General features: G+C 68.5%; 19 protein-coding genes. 12 read left to right on the forward strand and 7 right to left on the reverse strand.

The genetic code is table 11. The features are described 5' to 3' along the window. Window positions 1-10: 10 nt before the first annotated feature. The 3 genes from B1818_RS10335 to B1818_RS10345 are packed head-to-tail and all read right to left on the reverse strand — an operon-like array spanning window position 11 to window position 2,669. Complete coding sequence (locus B1818_RS10335; RefSeq protein ID WP_078112671.1) at window positions 11-1,012, reverse strand: D-2-hydroxyacid dehydrogenase; 1,002 nt, start codon at window positions 1,010-1,012, stop codon at window positions 11-13. Beyond that, window positions 1,009-1,686 (reverse strand): YoaK family protein, encoded by a 678-nt coding sequence (locus tag B1818_RS10340; RefSeq protein ID WP_078112672.1) that lies wholly within the window; start codon window positions 1,684-1,686, stop codon window positions 1,009-1,011. Before B1818_RS10340 ends, B1818_RS10335 begins: the two co-directional genes overlap by 4 nt. Further along, window positions 1,683-2,669 (reverse strand): Lrp/AsnC family transcriptional regulator, encoded by a 987-nt coding sequence (locus B1818_RS10345; RefSeq protein ID WP_078112673.1) that lies wholly within the window; start codon window positions 2,667-2,669, stop codon window positions 1,683-1,685. Before B1818_RS10345 ends, B1818_RS10340 begins: the two co-directional genes overlap by 4 nt. A 134-nt stretch (window positions 2,670-2,803) precedes the next feature. On the opposite strand from B1818_RS10345, the gene B1818_RS10350 reads away from it, so the two are divergent. The 11 genes from B1818_RS10350 to B1818_RS10400 all read left to right on the forward strand — a co-directional run bounded on the left by B1818_RS10350 (window position 2,804) and on the right by B1818_RS10400 (window position 17,380). Next, entirely contained in the window at window positions 2,804-3,913 is a 1,110-nt protein-coding gene (locus B1818_RS10350; RefSeq protein WP_078112674.1) for an NAD/NADP-dependent octopine/nopaline dehydrogenase family protein, read from the forward strand. Then, a complete protein-coding gene (locus tag B1818_RS10355) occupies window positions 3,910-4,899 on the forward strand; it encodes a 3-hydroxybutyryl-CoA dehydrogenase (RefSeq protein ID WP_078112675.1) in 990 nt (329 codons plus the stop codon). Before B1818_RS10350 ends, B1818_RS10355 begins: the two co-directional genes overlap by 4 nt. Before the next feature lie 204 nt (window positions 4,900-5,103). Next, a complete protein-coding gene (locus B1818_RS10360; RefSeq protein WP_078112676.1) occupies window positions 5,104-6,465 on the forward strand; it encodes an MFS transporter in 1,362 nt (453 codons plus the stop codon). Window positions 6,466-6,540: 75 nt separating this feature from the next. Beyond that, window positions 6,541-7,146, forward strand: a complete 606-nt coding sequence (locus B1818_RS10365; protein ID WP_078112677.1) for a DJ-1/PfpI family protein — start codon at window positions 6,541-6,543, stop codon at window positions 7,144-7,146. Then, window positions 7,143-7,589 carry a MarR family winged helix-turn-helix transcriptional regulator gene (locus tag B1818_RS10370; protein ID WP_078112678.1) on the forward strand — a complete coding sequence of 149 codons (447 nt, stop codon included), beginning with the start codon at window positions 7,143-7,145 and terminating at the stop codon, window positions 7,587-7,589. Before B1818_RS10365 ends, B1818_RS10370 begins: the two co-directional genes overlap by 4 nt. A 45-nt stretch (window positions 7,590-7,634) precedes the next feature. Continuing rightward, a complete protein-coding gene (locus B1818_RS10375) occupies window positions 7,635-8,957 on the forward strand; it encodes an aspartate aminotransferase family protein (protein ID WP_078112679.1) in 1,323 nt (440 codons plus the stop codon). 20 nt (window positions 8,958-8,977) lie between these two features. Next, entirely contained in the window at window positions 8,978-11,962 is a 2,985-nt protein-coding gene (locus tag B1818_RS10380; RefSeq protein ID WP_078112680.1) for an FAD-binding and (Fe-S)-binding domain-containing protein, read from the forward strand. Beyond that, on the forward strand, window positions 11,959-13,467 hold the full coding sequence (locus B1818_RS10385; RefSeq protein ID WP_058249841.1) for an NAD-dependent succinate-semialdehyde dehydrogenase: 1,509 nt from the start codon (window positions 11,959-11,961) through the stop codon (window positions 13,465-13,467). Before B1818_RS10380 ends, B1818_RS10385 begins: the two co-directional genes overlap by 4 nt. Before the next feature lie 45 nt (window positions 13,468-13,512). Further along, complete coding sequence (locus B1818_RS10390) at window positions 13,513-14,706, forward strand: M24 family metallopeptidase (RefSeq protein ID WP_058249840.1); 1,194 nt, start codon at window positions 13,513-13,515, stop codon at window positions 14,704-14,706. Window positions 14,707-14,936: 230 nt separating this feature from the next. Then, window positions 14,937-16,175, forward strand: coding sequence for a PLP-dependent aminotransferase family protein (locus B1818_RS10395; protein WP_058249960.1), 1,239 nt, complete (start codon window positions 14,937-14,939; stop codon window positions 16,173-16,175). Then, entirely contained in the window at window positions 16,172-17,380 is a 1,209-nt protein-coding gene (locus tag B1818_RS10400; protein WP_058249839.1) for a M20 family metallopeptidase, read from the forward strand. The genes B1818_RS10395 and B1818_RS10400 overlap by 4 nt, the downstream gene beginning before the upstream one ends. Here the strand turns inward: B1818_RS10400 and B1818_RS10405 are convergent. From B1818_RS10405 to B1818_RS10420, 4 genes are all read right to left on the reverse strand, one after another. Next, on the reverse strand, window positions 17,377-18,762 hold the full coding sequence (locus B1818_RS10405) for an MFS transporter (protein WP_058249838.1): 1,386 nt from the start codon (window positions 18,760-18,762) through the stop codon (window positions 17,377-17,379). The genes B1818_RS10400 and B1818_RS10405 overlap by 4 nt on opposite strands. A 74-nt stretch (window positions 18,763-18,836) precedes the next feature. Beyond that, window positions 18,837-19,625 carry a GntR family transcriptional regulator gene (locus B1818_RS10410; protein WP_058249837.1) on the reverse strand — a complete coding sequence of 263 codons (789 nt, stop codon included), beginning with the start codon at window positions 19,623-19,625 and terminating at the stop codon, window positions 18,837-18,839. A gap of 10 nt (window positions 19,626-19,635) precedes the next feature. Continuing rightward, on the reverse strand, window positions 19,636-20,172 hold the full coding sequence (locus tag B1818_RS10415; RefSeq protein ID WP_058249836.1) for a DUF3830 family protein: 537 nt from the start codon (window positions 20,170-20,172) through the stop codon (window positions 19,636-19,638). Then, window positions 20,169-21,575 carry an amidase gene (locus B1818_RS10420; RefSeq protein WP_058249835.1) on the reverse strand — a complete coding sequence of 469 codons (1,407 nt, stop codon included), beginning with the start codon at window positions 21,573-21,575 and terminating at the stop codon, window positions 20,169-20,171. Before B1818_RS10420 ends, B1818_RS10415 begins: the two co-directional genes overlap by 4 nt. A 54-nt stretch (window positions 21,576-21,629) precedes the next feature. Here B1818_RS10420 and B1818_RS10425 point away from each other — a divergent pair, with 54 nt between their 5' ends. Further along, complete coding sequence (locus B1818_RS10425; RefSeq protein WP_058249959.1) at window positions 21,630-22,382, forward strand: maleate cis-trans isomerase; 753 nt, start codon at window positions 21,630-21,632, stop codon at window positions 22,380-22,382. Window positions 22,383-22,814: the final 432 nt, after the last annotated feature.

Raw genomic sequence — 22,814 nt, forward strand, 5'->3', positions numbered from 1 at the left:
CGCGGTGAGGTCATCCGCCTCCCCGGATGTACCCGCGTTCCTTGTCGACGACGTTGACCAGCATCTCGGCCGGGTCCGCGGTACCCGCCGCGACATAGCGCCGCAGGTTGTCGAGGACCTGCTCGGCCAGCGCCTCGCGCCATCCGACGGCATCTCCGCTCATGTGCGCCGAGATCGCGACCCCGGGCAGATCCCACAGCGGGCTGTCGGCGGGCAGCGGCTCGGTCACGAAGACGTCGAGCGTGGCCGCGCCGAGGTGGCCCGAGCGGAGCGACTCGACGAGGGCCGCCTCGTCGACGAGTTCGCCGCGGCCGACGTTGACGAGGTGGGCGCCGGGTTTCATCGCCGCCAGCACCGTCGCGTCGATCATCCCGGCGGTCTGCTCGGTCAGCGGCGCGATTGCGACTACGGTGTCGAATCCGCCGACCTGTGCGGCGAGATCGTCGGTGGCCACGACATGCCCGAAGTCCGGATCCGAGTCGCGAGCGGTCCGGCCCGCCCCGACCACCCGGACACCCACCGCGCGAAGCAGTTTCGCGATCGCGCGGCCGATCCCGCCGGTCCCGATGACCAGGGCGGAGGTGCGGTGGGTCGCCACGGTCTCGCGATGTCGCCATTCATGATCGCGCTGCAGCGCCATCGATTCGTGTAAACCCTTGTGCCGCGCAAGGACTGCGGCGAGGACGAACTCCGCGATCGGCCGGTCGAAGACGCCGTGGGCGTTGGTCACCACGACGTCGGAGGCCCGTAGCCCGTCGAAGAGCAACGAGTCGACGCCCGCCGCACACACATGAACCCAGCGCAACGATGCCGTGGCCGCGCCCCAGTGGTCGGCGAGGCCACGGGAGAAGAAGTCCCACAACACGAGAACGTCCGCACCCGGCAAGGCCGCGCCGAGATCGTCGGCCGTGCAGAGCCGTACCGTCGCGAGCTCCTCGAGCTCGGCGAGGTTGCCCGGCGGGGAATCGTCGGGCGAGATCAGCAGGGCGACCACGGGCACGTGTGGGGTCATGACCCCACCGTAGGTGACGGGTCGGTGCGTTCGTCGATCACGAAGAGCAGCAGCGTCACCGCGAGGAAACCCGCCGGCACCCAGGCGGCGCGGCCACCCATCACCTGGGTGCAGACCGCCCCGACGAGTGCGCCGCCGGCGAACGCACCGACCACGCGGCCGTAGACCGTCAGGGCCTTGCGCGCGTCCGGGGACCGGTCGACGGTGACGCCGTACCCGGCCTCCACGAGGCGCATCAGATTCCCGGTCGTGGCCACCGCGATGTAGTTGAGATCGCCGATGTTGCGGAACAACTCGATCTGCATGGCGGTGATGAACGAGATGGGGATGGTGACGAACGAGTGCGGGACGGAGGTGGGGACGAAGCCGATCACGACGAGGATGGTCACCTGCAGCGCCATCGTCACGCGGATCGGGTAGACGAGGAGATGGTCGAAGCGGCCGGCCTTCACGTGCACCGCCAGCACGACGCCGACGAGGAACGCGAGGATCGGCCAGAGATGACCGGAGGCCTGATACCAGTGCTGCTCCGACAGATTCAGCGTGAGCAGGATGACGTTTCCGGTCTGGGCGTTGGCGAACACCCCGCCCCGGGACAGATACGTGTAGCTGTCGAGGAAACCGCACGCCGCGGTGATCAGCAGGGCGAAGCGCAGCGACGTCGACGTGGTCACAGGACCACCGGGATCGAACCGGTCCGGCACCCCGACCGGTCGAGCAGCGAACCCAGTCGCTTCGGGGTCTCCAGCGTGACCGAGCGGTCGGCGACGACGAGTCCCGGCACCCGGCTCTCGAGCTGCTGCTCGAACTCGGACAGTTCGCCGACGGTGTGCAGCCAGACAGCCATCAGGATGTTCGCGGTACCGGTGACCTCACAGCAGACCCGTACCTGGGGTAGTTCGTCGAGCGCGTCGACGAGCGCCGAGATCGACCTCGACGACGCCCGCGCCCAGACGTTCGCCGTGACGGGCCATCCGCTGATCACGTGCGACACCTCGCATCTGATCGACAGGACGCGTTCGGCGACGAGTGCGGTCAGCCGACGCCGGACGGTCGGCGCGCTCAGACCACTCGCGGTCGCCAGATCGACCGCCGAACGCCGGCCGTCCTGCGCCAGGGCGGCGATGAGTCGCAGATCCATCTCATCGGGTTCGTGCGCCAGCGGGCGGTGCTCGGGTCGGTGCTCGGCGAGCACCGACTCCTCGGCGTCGGACAGTGTGTGCACCCGCCAGCGTTCGCTCTCGCCGAAGACACGCATCACCACCCTCGTCCGGGTCCGGGCGACCCCCTCGAGGTCGGCGAGTCGCTGCACCCAGTCGCCGAGGAAGCCGAGATCGGGGACCATCACGGTCAGCAGCAGGTCGCCGTCGCCCGCGGTGCGCTGGATGGTGGCCACGTGCCGGTCCGCCGACAACCGCTCGACGAGCGCCGCACGCCGTGACGAGGTCTGGACCTCGACGAACGCGCTGCAGCGGGTGTTCAGGTACGCGGCCCCGGGATAGGTCACGATCCAGGCGAGACCGCTGTCGACGAGCCGCTCCCAGCGTCGGGCCGCGGTCGCCGCGCTCACGCCCACGACGTCGCCGACGACGCCCCACGGCGCCCTCGGCGCGACCTGCAGAGCGTGAACGATCTGATAATCGAGGTCGTCCGGCACGCAACAATCCTGCATCACGAGGTGAACTTTTTTCGGTTTCGGCAGACGCCGGGACAGTCCGCGGCAGCGCTCCTACGTTTCCTCCCAACACCCCAGTGGCCGCTTGAGCGGCCCGAGATCGAGGAGGACGATTCGTGAAGGTCTGCGTCATCGGCGGAGGTCACGGCTCTTATGCGGCCGCGGCCGAGCTCACCGAGAAGGACCACCATGTCACCTGGTGGCGACGGGACGGCGCAGCGTTCTCGTCCCTGGTCGAGCGCGGCACGCTCGAGATCGACGACCACCGCGGCCGGCGGCAGATCGGCGTCGACGGCGGAGCGAGCGGCGGGATCTCGATCGTCGCCGATCTCGCCGAGGCGGTGTCCAACGCCGAGGTCATCGTCGCGCCGGTCCCGGCGTTCGCCCACGAGTCGCTCGCGCGGCAGCTCGCCCCGCACCTGCGCGACGGCCAGGTCGTCTACCTGCCGCCGGGCAGCTTCGGGTCGTTCGTCTTCGCGCGGGCGGTGCGCGCGGCCGGCAATCCCGCGGACGTCGCGTTCGCCGAGACCGGGACCCTGCCCTACCTCGCACGCAAGCACGGCGACACCCGGGTCGTCGTCAGCGGGTACGCCACCCGTCTGCCCACCGGGGTGTTCCCGGCCCGGCACACCGATCGGGCGCTGGCGGTCCTCGGTGAGGTCTATCCCGCCGTCGAACGCAGCGAGGACGCCCTCAGCGGTGCGCTCATGAACGCCGGCCCGATCATCCACCCGCCGCTGATCTTGATGAATGCCGGTCCGCTGGAACACTTCCCGTCGTGGGACATCCACAACGAGGGCACCCAGGACGCCATCCGGCGGGTCACCTCCGCGCTGGACGCCGAGCGCATCGCGGTCCGGGAGGCGCTCGGCTACGGCGCACCGCACTTCCCGCTCGCCGACCACTACACCGCCGACGGCGACGAGTGGATGTACGGCAACGCCGCCCACGAGAAGCTCACCGACAGCGGCGACTGGCGCGAGAACATCGACCTGCACACCCACCGCTACATGACCGAGGACGTCGAGATCGGGCTGGCGCTGCTGAGCTCGGTGGGGCGGTGGGCGTCGGTACCGACGCCGGTGGCCGACGGCCTGCTCGCCCTCGCCGGCGCGGTCACCGGACGTCCGGCCGCAACCGGCGGCCGGACCCTGGAGAACCTGGGACTGGCCGACCTCGACCGGTCCGGCATGCAGGCACTGCTCCACGACGGGCCGGCGCAGTGACGGGTCGCCACGTCGCCGTCGTCGGCGCCGGCCGGATGGGTCAGGGCATCGCCGCCGCGCTGGCCTTCGGGAACGTGCCGGTCACGGTCGTCGACCTCCGCGACCGCGGTGCCGACGCCGCGGCCTACCTCGACGGGGTTCGCACCGCGGTCCGTCAGGCACTGGCGCACAAGGTCACGCTCGGCCTGCTGGCGGTCGAGGACCTCGACGACGTCGCGGCGCTGGTCACCGTCGTCGGCGAGGTCGACGCCCTGGGTCCGATGGCCGGCGCCGATCTGGTGTTCGAGGCGGTACCCGAGGTCGCCGAGATCAAGCGCGACGCGCTCACGTGGATCGAGGCGATGGTCGGCGACACCGTCCCCATCGCGTCGACCACCTCGAGCTTCCTCGTCGACGAGCTCGCCGGGGCGTTGTCGGCCCCGGAGCGATTCCTCAACGCGCACTGGCTGAATCCGGCTGACCTCATGCCGCTCGTCGAGGTCGCGCCGGGCACCGCCACCGGCCGCGGGGTCGTCGACGCCACCCGCGACCTGCTCGTCGCGGTCGGCAAGGTACCCGTCGTGTGCGCCCCGTCCCCCGGGTACATCGTGCCCCGGCTGCAGGCGCTCGTGATGAACGAGGCGGCCCGGATGGTCGACGAGGGGGTGGCCAGCGCGGAGGACATCGACACCGCGGTGCGCATCGGATTCGGCTCGCGCTTCGCGGTTCTCGGCCTGCTCGAGTTCATCGACTGGGGTGGTTGCGACACCTTGTTCCACGCGTCGAACTATCTGCGTGGTGAACTCGGCGAGCGGTTCGCGCCCGCCCCGCTGGTCGAGTCCAACATGACCTCCGGGCGTCGTGGGATATCCGACGGCGCAGGCTTTTACGAGTTCGACCCGGCCACCGTGGCCGACTACCGCGCCCAGCGGATCGCCGACTTCGCCCGCGTACTCGACGCGGTCGGGCGTCTCGCCCGCCACGAGGAGTTCAGCACGGCCGACTGACGGATCGGGCGACGACCTCACCCGCCACCGGACCCGGTTCCGGTGGCGCGGTGAAGCGTGCCCGAACGCGGCCAATAGCTCGGCGCGGTAAAGCTTTTCCCGATTCCCCCCGACTCGCGGGTTCGACACAATCGATCCATCCACGAGTACAGCCAACGAACGACGGCCTCGAGGGTCCGTTCGCCCACCGATGAGGAGTGATCCGTGGTAACTCTCGACAATTCTGCACCACCCGACCCCTCGGCCACCGGCACCGGCCGGCCGCGCCGGGAACGCACCACCCGCGTCGCCGTCGCGTCCGGTGTCGGCACGATCATGGAGTTCTACGACTTCGCGATCTACGGCACCGCGACGGCACTGGTCTTCAACAAGATCTTCTTCAACGTCGACGATCCCTGGTTCGGCACCTTCCTGGGCTTCGCGACCTTCGCGGTCGGTTTCGTGATGGCGCCGATCGGCGCCCTGATCTTCGGACACTTCGGGGACAAATTCGGCCGACGCAAGGCGCTGACCGCCGCCTTCCTGCTCATGGGCGGATCGACCCTGGCCATGGGCGTCCTCCCCGACTACCAGGCCATCGGGATCGTGGCACCGATCATCCTGGTCTTCCTGCGCATGGTGCACGGCATCTCGCGCGGCGGTGAGATCGGCGGCGCCGCCCTGCTCGCCGCCGAACACGCGCCGACGCACCGGCGCGGTCTGTACGGCTGCTTCGTCACCCTCGGTTCGCCGGTCGGCGGCATCCTGGCCAACCTGTCGTTCGCCCTCGTCCTGCTGATGCCGATGGAACAGGTCCTGGCCTGGGGCTGGCGGATCCCGTTCCTCATCGGCGGTGTCGTGCTGGCGATCGGGGTGTGGACCCGGTCCCGCGTCAGTGAGACACCGGACTTCGTCGAGTCCAAGCAGGCCGAGGAGAAGTCGCCGCCGGCCTTCGCCGTGCTCCGCCAGAACTGGCGTCGCGTCGCGCTGGCCGCCGGTATCAACGTCGGGCAGAACTGTTACGCCTTCCTGCTGTTCACGTTCATACTCTCCTTCCTGACCGAGACCGATCCGGGACGCGGCTTCGACCGGTCCCCGGTGGTCTTCGGCAGCACGCTGGCGCTCGCCTGCCACGCCGCGACGGTCGTGCTGGGCAGCTACCTGTCCGACCGGCTGGGCCGCAAGACGGTGATCGGCTTCGGGATGATCACGTCGCTGCTGTTCGCTCCGATCCTGTTCTCCGTCACCGCATCCGGGTCGTTGGCCGCCTGCATCACGGTCATCTCCATCGGCTTCGCACTGACCGGGTTCGTCTATGGTCCGATGCTCACCACCTTCGCCGAGCTGTTCCCGATCACGCAGCGCTACAGCGGCATCGGGATCGGTTTCCAGGTCGGCGCGGTGCTGGGCGGCGGCCTGGCGCCGATGATCGCGAACCGGATCGTCAGCGCCACCGGCAGCGTGATCCCCGTCGGCTTCTATGCGGCGGCCCTGATGGCGATCAGCCTCTGCTGCCTGATGGTCATCCGCGAGACGGCTCCCGCGCTCGCCGGGCGACCCGCGTTGCGACAACGTCTGCGCAGCTGACCTCGCGGGCCAACTATTGACAGCATCCTGTCATTAATGACAGGATGCTGTCAATAGTCGTCCGAAGGAGGCACCATGAAGACCGTCCATCTCGCCCTGTACCCGACGCTCGCCGATTGGGAGTTCGGGTACGTCGCGTCCGGCATCAACAATCCCGAGTACCAGGCCGAGCCGGGAACGTTCCGGATCGTGACCGTCGGCGCGACGACCGAGCCGGTCCGCACCATCGGCGGGGTCACGATGGTCCCCGACACGACGCTCGACGAGATCACGCCCGACGACAGCGCGATGCTCGTCCTGCCCGGCGCCCAGATCTGGGAGACCAACGACGCCTTCGTCGACGCCGCGCGGCGCTGGTCCGAAGCCGGCACCCCGGTTGCCGGGATCTGTGGCGCGACAATGGGTCTCGCGCGGGCCGGACTACTCGACGACCGACGCCACACCAGCAACGCGCCGGAGCAGTTGTCGCCCACCGGTTATGCCGGTGCCGCCCACTACGTCGACGCCCCCGCCGTCACCGATCGCGGCGTCATCACCGCGGCGGCGATCGCCCCGATCGACTTCGCACGGGAGGTCTTCGCGCTGCTCGGCGTCTACACGCCGCCGGTGCTCGACGCCTGGTACCAGCTCTACGGCCACCAGGACCCCAGCGCCTTCTACGCGCTGGCCGGCAAGCAGTGAAAGACCCGCAAGACCTGCTGTCGGCGTCCGCGCTGACAGCGTTCCGGCTGAACGGGCAGTTCCTCGGCCTCGCCGAGCGTCTCGCCGAACCCGCCGGACTGACCGCCACGCGGTGGCAGGTGCTCGGCGCGGTGCTCGACGAACCGCTGCCGGTCGCGGGCATCGCACGGGCGATGGGGATCACGCGCCAGAGCGTGCAGCGCACCGCCGACCTCCTCGTCGCCGACGGACTGGCCGAGTACCGCGACAATCCGGCCCACCGTCGCGCCAAGCTCGTCTCTCCCACCGCGGCCGGCCTCGCGGCCGTCCGCGCGATCAACCCGGGACATCGCGCGGCGGCCATCCGGTTGGCGGCCGCACTCGACCCGGCCCGGTGGGAGCACGCCTTGACCGCACTCCGCGATCTCAGCGCCGCCCTGGACGAACTCGACGACCAGCGCTGATGTCTAATTGTTGACAATCGTACGATCGAGCGTCACCGTGTAGCCATGACTGCCGGCGTCGAGTCCCAGATCCACAGTTCCCAGGTCCGCACCGACCAGACCGCGTCGCTGAGCCCCGCCCTGAAACAGGCGACTCCCGTCGTCGTCGACACTGCGGCCGGTTCGTGGATCCGGGGCACCGACGGTCGCGACTACCTCGACTTCACCACCGGTATCGGCGTGACCAGTACCGGCCACTGCCACCCGCACGTCGTCGCGGCCGCGCAGGCGCAGTGCGCCAGGATCATCCACGCGCAGTACACCACCGTGATGCACACCCCGCTCCTCGAGCTCACCGCCCGACTCGGGGCGGTACTGCCCACGGGCCTCGACTCCGTCTTCTACGCGAACTCCGGTTCCGAAGCCGTGGAGGCCGCCGTCCGTCTCGCCCGGATGGCCACCGCGAAGCCCAACATCATCGTGTTCCAGGGCGGCTTTCACGGCCGGACCGTCGCCGCGGCCAGCCTGACGACCGCCGGAACCCGCTTCTCCGCCGGTTTTTCGCCTCTGATGAGCGGCGTGCACATGGCTCCGTTCCCCTACGCCTACCGCTACGGCTGGGACACCGACACCGCGGTCGACTTCGCACTCCGTGAACTCGACTACCTGCTGCAGTCGCGCGTCGCCCCCAACGACACCGCGGCCTTCCTCATCGAGCCGGTCCTGGGCGACGGCGGATACCTACCCACCCCGCCGCGCTTCCTGCAGGGTCTGCGCGAGCGCGCCGACCGCCACGGCATCCTCCTCGTCCTCGACGAGGTACAGGCGGGATTCGGTCGCACCGGCAGGTTCTGGGGTCACCAGCACGCGGCGGACCTGACCCCCGACATCCTCATCACCGCCAAGGGCCTGGCGTCGGGATTCCCGATCTCGGCGATCGCGGCGCCGACGGAACTGATGAGCAAGGCGTGGCCGGGGTCGCAGGGGGGCACGTACGGCGGCAACGCCGTCGCGGCCGCCGCCGCGATCGCGACCCTCGATGTGATCGAGTCAGAGGGCCTCGTCGAGAACGCGCGCGTCCGCGGTGAGCAGCTGCTCGCCGGTCTGCGGCAGGTGTGTGCACCGTTCCCGGGCGTCGGCGACGTCCGCGGGCTGGGGCTGATGGCCGGCATCGAGTTCATCACGACCGATGCCGCCGGGAACACGACGCCCGACGCGGCGGCCGCGCTCGCCGTTCAGCAGGCCAGCACCACCCAGGGGTTGCTCTCGCTCACGTGCGGGCCGTCGGCCAACGTAGTGCGCCTCATCCCCGCCCTGGTCGTCACCGCCGAGGAGATCGACCTCGGCGTCGCCCGCTTCGGTGCCGCGCTCGCCGCGGCCCTGGGCTAGACCTGACAGCCCGGTCTCACATGCCACGGGTGGACATCGCAGCCGAACTCACCGCTCTCGGTGTCGATGCGGACGCCTCGACACGTCGCCTGGCCGAATACTCCTACGACGCCTCCAATTACCGTGTCCCGCCCCTGGCGGTCACCTTCCCGCGCAGCGCCCGCGACGTCGCGACGGTGGTCGGGTGGTGTCATGACCACCGCGTCCCGGTGGTTCCCCGCGGCGGTGGGACCTCCATGGGCGGCAACGCGATCGGGCCCGGCGTCGTGCTTGACCTGTCCCGGCATCTCGACCACGTCCTGTCCGTCGACGCCGAATCCGCGACCGCGGTCGCGGGCGCCGGGATCGTCCTGACCACACTGGCCGCCGACGCACGAGCCGCCACCGGCGGCAGGCTCACCTTTGCGCCGGACCCGTCCTCGGCCTCGCGCGCGACCCTCGGCGGCGCGATCGGCAACGACGCCTGCGGCAATCACTCGGTTCGGTACGGCCGTACCAGCGACCACATCGTCGAACTGCACCTCGTCACCGCCGACGGCCTGATGCTCACCGCAACGCGTGACGGGCTCCGCGCCACCGAGGCCGCCGATGCCGCGGCAGCGGAGCGCGCGGCCGAGATCACCGCGTCGCTGCGGGAGCTGACCACCGCGAACCTCGCGATCCTGCGCACCCAGCTCGAGACCATCCCGCGGCAGGTCTCCGGCTACCATCTCGCGAAGCTGCTGCCGGAGAACGGTTTCGACGTGGCTCGCGCACTCGTCGGCAGCGAGGGGACCTGCGCGATCGTCGTGTCGGCACGCGTCACGCTGGTACCGGTCCCGACGTCTCAGCTCCTGCTGTGCGTCGGCTACCACTCCCCCGCCGACGCCGCCCGGGACGTACCGGCGATCCTTCCGTTCGCACCGTCGGCCATCGAGGGCATCGACCGCAAGATCGTCTCCACGATGGCGGCGCGGCGTGGCCACGACGCCGTCGCCGGCCTGCCCGACGGATCCGCGTGGTTGTTCATCGACGTCGACGAGGACAGCGCTGCCGCGCAATCCGAGTCGGATGTGCCGGCGACCGCCAAGCGGTTGCTCGACCACCTGCGCGCACAGGGACGGATGACCGACGCCACGGTGGTCGACGACCCCGCCCGCCGCCGGGCGCTGTGGCGGGTCCGCGAGGACGGCGCCGGTCTGTCGTCGCGCCTCGCCGACCCCGACGACGAGAGCATCGGCGCGGGCTACGAGTCGTGGCCCGGATGGGAGGACGCGGCCGTCGCACCCGAGCGCCTCGCCGACTACCTCGACGACTTCGCCGACCTACTCGACCGGCACGGCCTCACCGGCGTCATGTACGGCCACTTCGGCGCCGGGTGCATGCACGTGCGCATCACGTTCGACCTGCGCTCTCCCGAGGGGCGCGCGGTGATGGCACGCTTCTGCACCGAGGCCGCCGAACTCGTGGTGCGACACGGCGGTTCACTGTCCGGTGAACACGGCGACGGGCGGGCCCGGTCGGCGCTGCTGCCGCTCATGTACAGCCCGGCGATGATGTCGGCCTTCACCCGCTTCAAGGCGATCTGGGACCCACGCGGAATCCTCAACCCGGGCAGCATCGTCGATCCGCCCCCGATCACCGCCGACCTCGCCCTCGCCGACGTGCCGCGTCGCCACTGGCCCACCACCTTCGATCTGGGGCACGAACTCCCGCTCGTCGACCCGTTCGTCCACGCGGTGCAGGGATGCATCGGCGTCGGACGGTGCCGGGCGGATTCCGGCGGGGTGATGTGTCCGAGCTACAAGGCCACCCGCGACGAGAAGGACTCCACCCGCGGGCGGGCCCGTGTGCTGCAGGACATGGTCCGCACCGCGCCGAGCGTCGACGTGGGGTGGCGGTCCACCGACGTCGCGGAGGCGCTCGAACTCTGCCTGTCGTGCAAGGCGTGTTCCACCGACTGCCCGACCGGCGTCGACATGGCCACCTACAAGTCGGAGTTCCTCGACCACCACTATCGACGTCGGCTCCGCCCGCTGTCGCACTACTCCCTCGGCTGGATGCCCGCGTGGCTGTCGGCGGCGGGGCTCGCGGCACCGGTCCTCAACCGCGCACTGCGATCCAGGCTGAGCGGTCTCGCCGCGCGCGCCGGCGGACTCGACCCCCGGCGCACGATGCCCGCCTTTGCGACACGACGTGCGCGACGCACCCATCTCCGGCCACTCTCCCCGGTCGACGCGTCGTCCACGGTCGTGCTGTTCGTCGACTCCTTCACCCGCGCCTTCCGGCCGCAGGTGGCCACCGCGGTCGCCGAGATCCTCCGAGCCGCCGACCCCGTCGACCGTGCGTCGGATCCCGTCGACCGTGCATCAGCTTCCGTCGGCTGTGCGGCCGACAACTGCTGCGGTCTCACGTGGATCTCGACGGGACAGCTCGACCGCGCCCGAAAGGTGCTGCGCCGCACCGTCGCCGACCTCGACGACGGGACGGACCGACCGATCGTCGTTGTCGAACCCAGTTGCGCCGCGGCGCTCGCGAAGGACCTGCCCGAACTCGTGCCGACCGACGCCGCCCGTCGCGTGGCTGCACGCGTGCGAAGTTTCGCCGCCCATGTGCCCACTCTGCTCGATGCCGGCTGGCGACCACCACCACTGCCCGACGAGGTGACGTTGCAGACCCATTGCCACGAGTACGCGGTGTTCGGCGCCCGGGTCGGCATCACCGCCCTGGAGGCCCTGGGGGTCACCGTGCTCACCGCGGACGGTTGTTGTGGCGTGGCAGGCAACTTCGGTTTCGAGAAGGGTCACTACGAGGTGAGCATGGCCGTCGCCGAGAACGGACTCGCACCGGCGCTGCGGAACGCGCCGCAGCGGGCCGTCGTCACCGACGGGTTCAGCTGCGCGATGGCCGTCGAACACCTCGCCGCCGTCGACGACGCCCTCGCCCCCGCGCGCGTACGCGGAATCCATCTCGCCGAACTGCTCAGGGCATCACCCGATACCGATACTCCAGGAGTACAACCATGACGACCATCGCGCCCCAGACCGCTGCCGAAGCAGTGTCCCGCGTCCACACCGACCTGTTCGTCGACGGCGAGTGGGCTCCGGCCGCGTCGGGCAAGCGCTTCGACGTCGTGAACCCGGCCACGGAAGAGGTACTCGCCCAGGTGGCCGACGCCGACGCCGTAGACGCTCGGCGCGCGCTCGAGACCGCGGCCGCGCACCAGGCCGAGTGGGCCACGACCTCACCGCGGTTCCGCAGTGAGATCCTCTATCGCGCACATCAACTCATCATGACGCGCGCGGACGAGATCGCCGCGGCGATGACCGCGGAGATGGGCAAGCCCCTCGCTGAGGCCAAGGGCGAGGTCGCCTATGGCGCCGAGTTCTTCCGCTGGTTCGCCGAGGAAGCCGTGCGTATCGGTGGCGACTCCACCACCACCGGCGACGGATCGCACCGGGTCGTGGTGACCAGGCAGCCCGTCGGCCCGTGCATCCTCATCACGCCGTGGAACTTCCCGCTGGCCATGGCGACCCGCAAGATCGGGCCGGCCGTCGCGGCCGGTTGCACCATGGTCTTCAAGCCCGCCGAACTCACCCCGCTCACCTCCCTGCTGCTGGCCGACATCCTCGTCGAGGCCGGTCTGCCCGCGGGGGTGCTGAACATCGTCACGACCAGCGACCCGTCGACCGTCGTCACCGAGTGGATGGAGAGCGGACTCGCCCGCAAGGTCAGCTTCACCGGGTCGACCGAGGTCGGGAAACTACTCCTGCGTCAGGCGGCGGGCACGGTCATGCGGACGTCGATGGAGCTGGGCGGCAACGCGCCGTTCATCGTCTGCGCCGACGCGGACATCCCGCGGGCCGTCGACGGCCTGATGTTCGCCAAGATGCGCAACATCGGTCAGGCCTGCACGGCCGCCAATCGAGTCTTCGTGCACCGCAGCGTGATCGACGAGTTCACCGACGCCTTTGCCGCGAAGATGGCTGCGTTGCAGGTGGGTGATGGTGCGGCCGACGGTGTGCAGGTCGGCCCGCTCGTCGAATCGAAAGCCGTCGAGAAGGTCTCGGCGCTGGTGTCCGATGCCGTGGCCAAAGGCGCCACGGTCGTCTGCGGGGGCGAGAACCCGGACGGCCCGGGCTTCTTCTATCCGCCGACCGTCCTGACCGACGTCGGGCTCGACGCGGATCTCACTCGTACCGAGATCTTTGGGCCCGTCGCCGCGATCATCCCGTTCGGAAACGCCGACGACGCGGACGATCCCGCGGCCGACGACGAGGTCATCGCACTGGCCAACGACACCCCGTGGGGGTTGGTCAGCTACTTGTTCAGCCAGGACGTCGACCGCTGCGCCAGACTGTCGGCCGCGCTGGAAACCGGTATGGTCGGGGTCAACACCGGCGCCGTGTCCAATCCCGCAGCCCCGTTCGGGGGCGTCAAGGAATCGGGACTCGGCCGCGAGGGCGGACGCGTGGGCATCGAGGAATTCCTCGACATGAAGTACACCGCCACGCCGATTCCCCGTCGCTGACAGGGGTTCCGTTATCCATCCCGTTCAGACAGGAGCGAGAAGACCATGTACCTGGGTGCTCAGCTGTTCACCGACAGCGAGTACGAACAGCGCCTGACACGGGTCCGCGAACTCATGGACCGTCAGGGGCTCTCGGCCATCATCGTCACCGATCCAGCGAACATCTTCTATCTGATCGGCTACAACGCGTGGTCGTTCTACACCCCGCAGATGCTGTTCGTGCCGATCGACGGAGAGATGATCTTCTACGCTCGCGAGATGGATGCGCATGGCGCACATCGCACGTCGTGGTTGCCTGCCGACCAGATCGTCGGCTACCCGGAGAGTTACGTGCAGCGCCCACATCTGCACCCGTTCGACTGGGTCGCCTGGTCACTGCGACAGCGCCACCAGATCGCACCGGCGTCCAAGGCCGGCTCGGTGGGGCTGGAGATGGACTCGCATTTCTTCTCTCCCAAAGCCTATCGGGCGCTGTTCAACGCGATCCCGGAGTGGAAACTCGTCGACAACTTCGAACTCGTCAACTGGGTGCGGTCGGTGAAGTCCGACGCCGAGATTCAGCTGATGCGGCAAGCCGGGATGGTGTGCTCGGAGGCCATGCGCGCCGCCATCGACACCATCGACATCGGGGTCCGGCAATGCGATGCGGCCGCGGCCATCTCGCAGGCGCAGATCACGGGCACCCCGGAGTACGGCGGCGACTACCCGGCGATCGTCCCGATGATGCCCACCGGCGCGGCGGCCGACACCCCGCACCTCACATGGCACCAGGGCACTTTCGTCGAGGACGAGGCGGTCGTCATCGAATTGACCGGTGCACACAACCGATATCACTGTCCGCTCGCCCGGACGGTGTCCCTCGGCACCCCGAGCAAGGACCTCGACTACGTCGCCAAGGCAACCGCCGAGGGCCTGAACAACGTGCTGGAGGCCATCAAGCCGGGTGTGGCCACGCGCGAACTCGCCTCGACGTGGAACTGGACGCTCGCGAAGTACGGCCTCGAGAAGCCCTCGCGTTTGGGCTATTCGATCGGCATCGGCTACCCGCCCGACTGGGGTGAGCGCACGATCAGCATCCGCAGCGAGGACGAGTCGGTACTGGAGACCAACATGACCTTCCACATCGTCTGCGGAATGTGGATGGACAACTACGGTTTCGAGCTGTCCGAGTCGGTTCGGGTCAGCCCGACCGGCGTCGAATGCTTCACCGACTTCCCGCGCGAACTGATCCAGAAGTAGCCACACAACCTGATCGACACCAGCACGACGACCACACAATCTGATCCCTGAGGTCCGAAACCAGCACGACGACCACACCACCTGATCCCTGAGGTCCGAAACCAACACGACGACCACACCACCTGATCCCTGAGGTGCGAAACCAACACGACGACCACACAATCTGATCCCTGAGGTGCGAGGAGCGCAAGCGACGAGCCACGAAGGGCTGCCGAGACGAGGTGAAGAAAGTGACCACAACCGAAACCGCCTACCAGAACCGGCATTCGGCACCGACACTGCCGTTGGCGGGCCGCGCCAAGGACCTCGTCGGTTCGATGATCGACTCGTCGACCTCGCTGCTCGCCGCGCAGTCCCACGACATCGTGCGGTTCGCGATGGGCTCCCCCGCGGACGAGGCCGTACCGGCCGACGAGTTCCGTCAGATCGCCGGTGAGATCCTCGATCACACCTCGTTCACCTACGGGGCCACGGAAGGCGAACCCCGGCTGCTGCAACTGCTCGTCGATTATCTCGCCACGACCCCCGACCCGTCGTCCCTCGACCGGTTGGTCATCACCACCGGCGGGATGCAGGGACTCGACCTCGCCTGCAAGCTGTTCGTCGATCCCGGGGACCTGGTCATCGTCGAATCCCCCACGTACACCAACGGCAGTGCGACCGCGCTGTCCTACGGCGCGCAGTTGCTCGAGGTTCCCGTCGACGACGACGGCATGCAGGTCGATCAGCTCGAGGCACTCGTCGCACGCACCCGTCAGACGCCGAAGGCGATCTACACGATCCCGACATTCCAGAATCCGTCCGGCGTCACCATGTCCGAGGAGCGCCGCCGCGAACTGCTGCGGCTGGCGCACACCTGGGGGTCGGTCATCATCGACGACGACCCGTACGGGCTGTTGCGATTCGCCGGCACCGACATCCCGACCTTCCAGACGCTCAGCCCCGGCGACCCGCTGATCTTCTCGGTGCGCACGTTCTCCAAGATCCTCGCGCCGGGCTGGCGTGTCGGCTGGGTCGACGCCGATCCCTCCCTACGCCAGCTGCTGATCAACGGCAAGCAGGCGATGGACACCTGCACCAACGTGCCCAACCAGCACATCGTCGCCGAGTACATCGCCCGCGGCGGACTCGAGGACCATCTCGCCGGGATTCGCCTGCTGTACCGCGAGCGCAAAGAGGCCATGCTCGACGCCATCAGACGTCACCTCGGCGATCGGGTGGTGACCACGGACCCCGAGGGCGGCTTCTTCCTGTGGGTCACGTTGCGCGACGAGTTCGCCGAGATCGACACGCGAGAACTCTTCGAGGTCGCGCTCGCGGACGGGGTGGCGTTCATTCCCGGCCCCGCGCTGTCGCCCGGTGGACGCTTCCGCAACTCGATGCGTCTCTGCTTCGCGTCGAGCACCCCGGAACGGATCGACGAGGGTGTCCGACGTCTCACGGCCAGTCTTGAGAAGATGGCCGGGTGAGTCGTGAACCAGACCTGACCGCCGCCGAGACCGCGGTGCTCGGCTTCATCGACGAGGCCGCGATCATCTCGCTCACCTCGGCACTGGTCGAGGCGCCCAGCGAGAACCCGGGCGGTACCGAGGAAGCCGCGGTCGACGTGCTCGAGAGTGCCTGCCGCGCGCTCGGTTTCGACGTCGTGACCCACGAAGTGGCACCGGGGCGGCCCAATCTCGTCGCCACCGTGCCTGCCGGCACCGGACCGGGACTGATGTTCCTCGGACATTCGGACGTGGTCCCGGCCGGTCCCGGTTGGTCAGCGGACCCGTACACGGTCCGCATCCGCGACGGCCGCATCTACGGCCGCGGTGCCACCGACATGAAAGGCGGACTCGCCGCCGTCGTCGCGGCGATGACCGCGCTACGCCGGGCCGCCGAGGTCGGGGTCGAACTCTCCGGACCGGTCCGCCTGGTGTGCACCGTCGACGAGGAGGAACACGGGACCGGGGTGCGGGACTTCGTGGGCCGCCCCGCCGACCTCGAGTTCCGCGGCTGCGTGGTCGCCGAACCCACCGACATGCAGGTGGTTCGGGGTTGCCGCGGTGCGTCGTACATCGAGATCGAGGTGACCGGTCGCGCGGCTCATTCCGGACGTCCCACCGATGGTCGCAGCGCCATCGACGCCGCGGCCGCCGTCGTCGACATCATCCGCGCCGACGGTGGACGGCTGGCCGAGACGGCCGACGACCTGCTCGGTCACGGCACCTGGAATGTCGGCACCATCACAGGCGGACAGGGCATCTCGGTGGTGGCACCGGGTTGTTCGCTCGGCATCGACCGGCGCCTGATGCCCGATGAGGACCCGCACCGGATCGCCGACGATCTGCGAAGAGCGATCAGCGACAGAGGAATCGACACCGACGGCATCAGCGTCGACGTCCGGGTGACCATGGAGATGCCCGGTTTCGCGACGGAAGCCACGCACCCGCTCGTCACCACAGCGGTCGGTGCGGTCACCGATGCCGGGGCGGACACCTCGGTCGGCGGCTGGACTGCCGCCTGCGACGGTGGCTTCGTCAGCCGCGACCTCGGTGTCCCGTCGATCGTTCTCGGTCCGGGCAACATCAACACCGACGCCCACCAACCGGACGAGTCGGTGGCCATCGCCGACCTGGTCATCGCGGCGAGAGCCTACGCCCTCGCCGCGATGCGGCTGCTGGGCCCCTAGTTCACCTTCTGCTTCTGCAGCGCCGTGAAATCGTTCTCGAGACTGGGGATCTCGGTACCGCGCAGCGAGGCACCGGCGGTCTCCTTGAGGAAGCAAAGGGCGACCATGCCGATGGCGCAGGCACCCATCATGTAGACCGCGGGGAACAGGTTCCAGTCGGTGCTCTCGACCACCGCATCGTTGACCAGCGGCGCGGTTCCGCCGAATGCCGCGGTCGCGACGTTGTAGGAGATCGCGAAACCGGCATAGCGGACCTGGGTCGGGAACATCGCCGGGAAGGTGGCCGAGATGGTCGCCAGCTGGGGGATGTACAGCACACCCAGGATGACGAATGCCACGATGGCCCAGGCGAATCCCTGCCCCATCAGCCAGTAGAGCGGCAGCGCGAGGACGAACAGGCCGATCAGCGAACCCCACCACATGGGTTTGCGGCCGGTCGAGTCCGACCACCATCCGAAGAACGGGATCAGCAGCATCATCACGAGCTGGCCGATGAGGTTGACGACGCTGGCCGAGGTCTCGGACAGATCGATGGTGTTCTGCAGGTAGGTCGGCTGGTAGGCCAGCAGGGTGTAGTTGGCCACGTTGAGCGCGATCACCAGACCGAACATGGTGATGATCGGACGCCGGTAGTTGACCAGCAGATCCTTGAACCGGGTCCAGGCCGAGCCCTTGATCTCGTTGTCCTGCTCGAGTTCCTGGAACACCGGCGTGTCTTCCATCTGCGACCGCAGGTACAGCCCGATCAGGCCCATCGGCAGCGCGAGCAGGAACGGGATGCGCCATCCCCACTGATCCATCTGGCTGTCGGACAACGCCAATTGCAGCAGGAGGACGAAGAGTGTGCCGCCGCAGAAACCGGCCAGGGTGCCGAATTCGAGGAACGAGCCGTACTTTCCGCGCTTGTTGTCGGGCGCGTACTCGGCCATGAACGTTGCGGCACCACCGTATTCGCCGCCGGTCGAGAAACCCTGGATGACACGGAGCAGGATGAGCAGGACGGGCGCCCAGAACCCGATCGACGCATGCGTCGGCAACAGGCCGATCAGTGCGGTCGCGCCGGAGATGAGCAGGATCGTCATCGCCAGAACCGATTTGCGGCCGATGCGGTCGCCGATCGGTCCCCAGACCATACCGCCGAGGGGCCGCAAGACGAAGGAGATCGCGAAACCCAGCATGGTGCCGACGGTTCCGAACTCCCCCGGGAAGAACGCCTGCGTCAGGTAGACCGAGGCCGCGGCGTAGACGCCGTAGTCATACCACTCGGTCGCGTTGCCGATCGCCGAGGCGCCGATGGCCTTGCGGAGAAGTCTCTTGCCCTCTGGTGAGTTCGGGTCTGGTGCGAGCTGCTCGTAACTGTCTGCTGTCGTCGTGTCGCTCATCTGCGCTTCCTGAGTCGTGGGGCCGCTGAGGTCGATCTCGTAGCTGCGATCGGTGGACCCGGGGCCGCGGGCGATCAGCCCCTCGCCACCTGCAGGTTCACGGCGTCCTCGCCGTTCCCGAGCAGGCGACGCAACCCGTCGGCCATGTGCTCGATCATCAGAGCATCGGCCGCCGCGGCGTCTCCCGCGGCAATGGCGTCCACCAACGCCTGGTGTTCGTCGATCCGGTCCTTTCCCGAGGAGTACGTCCCTCGCATGGCTCGCAGACACATTCGCGTCTCCACGAGGATCGTCTCGTGCAACCGCGAAAGTCGTTGACTTCCAGCATATTCCACCAAGGTCTGGTGAAAGGCCATGTCGGCCTCGGCCATCCCCGCACCGTTCGGCTCGTCGACGAAGACGCGCATCGCGTCGACCGCGCCGCCCAGTGCCTCCACCGCCTCCCGCTCGCGGTGCGCGATCACCTGTTGCACAGCAGCGCGTTCCACCGCAGTGCGCGCGACGTACATGTCCCGGATGTCGTCCTCTTCCATCGAGACGACGAACAAGCCGCGGTTACGGTGGCTGACCAGCAGTCCTTCCGCGGTCAGGCGCTGCATGGCCTCGCGCAGCGGACCACGACTGACGCCCAGATCGGCCGCCAGCCCCGACTCCGTCAACTGCGAGCCGGGCGCGAAGTCCCCGTTTGCGATCGCATCGTGCAACTTACGCGCGATGATCGCCGGTGTCGATTCCTGAACCAGCGGCGACAGCACCCGCCGACGTGGCGATTTGTCCTGTTTCGCCTGGTCGACGACGGTTCGATTCGTCCCCGGATCCTGTGGACCCGGCGTCTTCGCCCCCACCTTCATGGTCACCGTCATTCCCTCTTTCTTACCGTGAATGGCGCGCGTAAGTCAGTGTTTCCCCGCGCGCGCCGCCCATCCAGACGTCATTGCAGGCTGCGGCGAAGTCGTCCAGACCCTCGATGATCGTGGCGAACACATTGCCCGGCACCCATCCGACGTCACCGTTGACCAGCAGATTGTTGCGGCCGTAGAACACTGCGAGGTCGATGAGGAGCCGGTGCTCGGCGGGGGCCGAGCCGAGCTCGTAGCCATACGCCGGGTTCTCGAGCACCCCGTCGAAGGTGAAGTAACACAGGTCGCCCGGGATGGGCGTGATGGTGGTGTTCTCCATGCCCGGTTCGGTCGCGGAGAAGGCCGGCAGTAGGGTGTAGATCTCGTTGCGGGCGAACTTTCCGTGAAACACCTGACCGCCCAGCGGCAATGCGTCCCAGACCGCAGCCGCGGTGCGAGGCGCCTCGGCATCGAGCATCCGGGCGACCGCCGTGACCCCGCGCTTCTCCAATGTCACGGTGATGAACCGGTCAAGTCGGGCCGCGGGGCCGGTTCGCTGTTCGTCGGTCACGCGCGGTCTCCCAACATCGTGAAGCCGGCGGCCGCCTCGTACGCTGCCGCGACGCGCAACACCGTCGCGTCGTGATGCCGGGCGCCGACGAACTGTGCGCCGGTCGGCAGACCATCGGCGAATCCACTCGGCACGGTGATCGCCGGCTGACCGGTGAGATTGAACGGGTAGCTGTAGGGGGTCCAGGATGTCCAGTCGGGCGACCCCGCCCCGTCCGGGACGATACGACCGGCCTCGAATGCCACCGTCGGCATCGACGGCGTCAGCAGGACGTCGAATTCCTCATGGAGCAGGCTCATCTGGGTACCCATCTCCATCCGTAGCGCGGTTGCGCTGACGAAATCGGTTGCAGTGAAACCGGAATGCCGTTCCACCGCGTCGATCAGCAGCGGGTCCACGTGTTCGGCCGCGTGCGGTCCGAGCCCGCGGACGACGACGTCGGCACCCGCGAACCAGATGACGTGGTAGGCCCAGGCCGGGTCCTCCCATCCGAGATCGACCTTCTCCACGGTCGCCCCGAGCTGTTCCAGTACCGACGCCACCCGGTCGGTGTTGGCCTGTACGCCTGGGTCGTTGGTGCCGAAGCCGAGATCGGCGCTGTAGCCGACACGCAGATCGGCGAGGTCGCGAACGTCGGCGACCGCGGTGACCGCACTGGTTGTCGGCAACGGCAGTGCGGACCAGTCACGGGGATCGAACCCGCTCAGGACATCCAGCAGCGCAGCGCAATCCGACACCGTCCGCGTCATCGGACCGACGTGGGCCACCGGCGCGAACGGGCTCGGCGGATACATGGGCACCCGGCCGAGTGTCGGCTTGAACCCGACGACGCCGCAGTAGGCGGCCGGTATCCGGATGGAACCGCCACCATCGGTGCCGACCGACAGCGGACCCAAGCCGGCCGCGAGCGCCGCGGCACTGCCTCCGCTCGACCCGCCCGACGTACGCGAGGTGTCCCACGGATTGCGGGTGACGCCCGTGCGCGGACTGTCGGTGACGCCTTTCCATCCGAATTCCGGTGTGGTGACCTTTCCGAGCAGGACCGCACCTGCCTCGCGCAGACGTGCCACCGCGGGAGCGTCGATGTCCCACACCATCTGATCGGGCTCGATCATCAGCGAGCCGCGCAACGTCGGCCATCCGGCGGTCAGCAGCAGGTCCTTGATCGAGACCGGAACCCCGTCGAGCGGGCCGAGGGGTGTCCCGGCGGCGAATCGCTCAGTGGACTCCCGGGCCTCGGCGCACGTGCGTTCGCGGTCGATGAGGCAGAACGCATTGATGGACGGATCGACGTCATAGATGGCGTCGAGCAGTTCCGCCGCCACCGAATCCGGCGTCAGCTCGCCGGTACGGTAGGCCTCGGCCAGTTCCGTGGCGCTGAGCCACCGCGTGGCGTCCGTCATGCGCCCCCTCGGGAGATTGGTAGATTGTTGACAATCTACCTTGGAGGTGTGGGCGTGACAACCACCGTCGCAATGCTCTATCCCGGCCACGCAGCCGAGGACGACTTCGAACTGATCGAGGCGGCGATCGGCACTGCCGAGCCCCACTCCGAGGTCCGATTGCCGGTCGTGATCACCGAGGTGGACTCCGACGACCACACCGTCGAGGCCATGGCTGCGGTCGGCGAGCAGGACCGCCTCTTCGACGGCCTGCGGCGAGCGCAGGCCCACCACCCATCGGCGGTGATGTGGGCGTGCACCTCGGGCAGCTTCGTCTACGGTTTCGACGGTGCCCGACGCCAGGCCGCCGATGTCGCCGAAAAGTCCGGCCGTCCGGCGTCGTCGACGTCACTGGCCTTCGCCGCGGCCTGCCGGCATCTCGGTCTGTCACGGGTCGCGATCGCCGCCACCTATCCGGAACCACTGGCGAGTCGCTTCACCGGGTTTCTCGCCGACGCGGGTGTCGAGGTGGTGGCCCTGCGCGCCAACGACATCGGGACGGCGACCGAGGCAGGCATGTTCGACGGCGACGGATTGTTCGACATGCTGTCGGCCGCCGATTCCGGCTCGGCACAAGCAATCCTGGTCCCCGACACCGCATTGCACACCGCGATGTGGGTCGTCGACCTCGAAGCCAAGTTCCGCAAACCCGTGCTGACCGCGAATCAGGTCACCGCGTGGGAGGGGCTCCGACTCACCGGGCTCACGGTCGACGCTCCCGGACTCGGGAGCTTGTTCACCTCTCCGCCCGGCCCACCCCCTGGTTGAGGGGTGTCCCCACCCGCTGGTTGAGGGGTGTCCCCACCCGCTGGTTGAGAGGCGTCCCCACCCGCTGGTTGAGCCGGCCCCGAGCGGAGCGAGGCGCCGTGTCGAAACCACTCACCAGTCTCGTCAGAGTGTGTCCCCCACCCGCTGGTTGAGGGGCGCCCCCACCCGCTGGTTGAGCCGGCCCCGAGCGGAGCGAGGCGCCGAGTCGAAACCACCTGGTAACCAGGCAAACCCGTAACGACCTCAGCCCTCAACCGACCAACCCGAAAGCGCCGCAAATGTGTACGTCGAGTCAATGTCTTCGCGGAGGCGTAGCCCGACAAGCTGGCGTGTCACGCCGGCAGCGAAATCCAGAGACAGTCCGGAATGACGCCGGCCTGATTGTCGGTAGTTGAGTTTCTCGGGTCACCAGGTGGTTTCGACACGGCGACT

The sequence above is a fragment of the Gordonia sp. IITR100 genome (assembly GCF_002009645.1).
GTDB classification, from domain to species: domain Bacteria; phylum Actinomycetota; class Actinomycetes; order Mycobacteriales; family Mycobacteriaceae; genus Gordonia; species Gordonia hongkongensis.

Coding starts and splice junctions, on each gene's coding strand:
- B1818_RS10405 (WP_058249838.1), bottom strand. CDS start 18,762: ATGAGCGACACGACGACAGCAGACAGTTACGAGCAGCTCGCACCAGAC.
- B1818_RS10380 (WP_078112680.1), top strand. CDS start 8,978: ATGCCACGGGTGGACATCGCAGCCGAACTCACCGCTCTCGGTGTCGAT.
- B1818_RS10375 (WP_078112679.1), top strand. CDS start 7,635: ATGACTGCCGGCGTCGAGTCCCAGATCCACAGTTCCCAGGTCCGCACC.
- B1818_RS10365 (WP_078112677.1), top strand. CDS start 6,541: ATGAAGACCGTCCATCTCGCCCTGTACCCGACGCTCGCCGATTGGGAG.
- B1818_RS10410 (WP_058249837.1), bottom strand. CDS start 19,625: ATGACGGTGACCATGAAGGTGGGGGCGAAGACGCCGGGTCCACAGGAT.
- B1818_RS10420 (WP_058249835.1), bottom strand. CDS start 21,575: ATGACGGACGCCACGCGGTGGCTCAGCGCCACGGAACTGGCCGAGGCC.
- B1818_RS10385 (WP_058249841.1), top strand. CDS start 11,959: ATGACGACCATCGCGCCCCAGACCGCTGCCGAAGCAGTGTCCCGCGTC.
- B1818_RS10335 (WP_078112671.1), bottom strand. CDS start 1,012: ATGACCCCACACGTGCCCGTGGTCGCCCTGCTGATCTCGCCCGACGAT.
- B1818_RS10390 (WP_058249840.1), top strand. CDS start 13,513: ATGTACCTGGGTGCTCAGCTGTTCACCGACAGCGAGTACGAACAGCGC.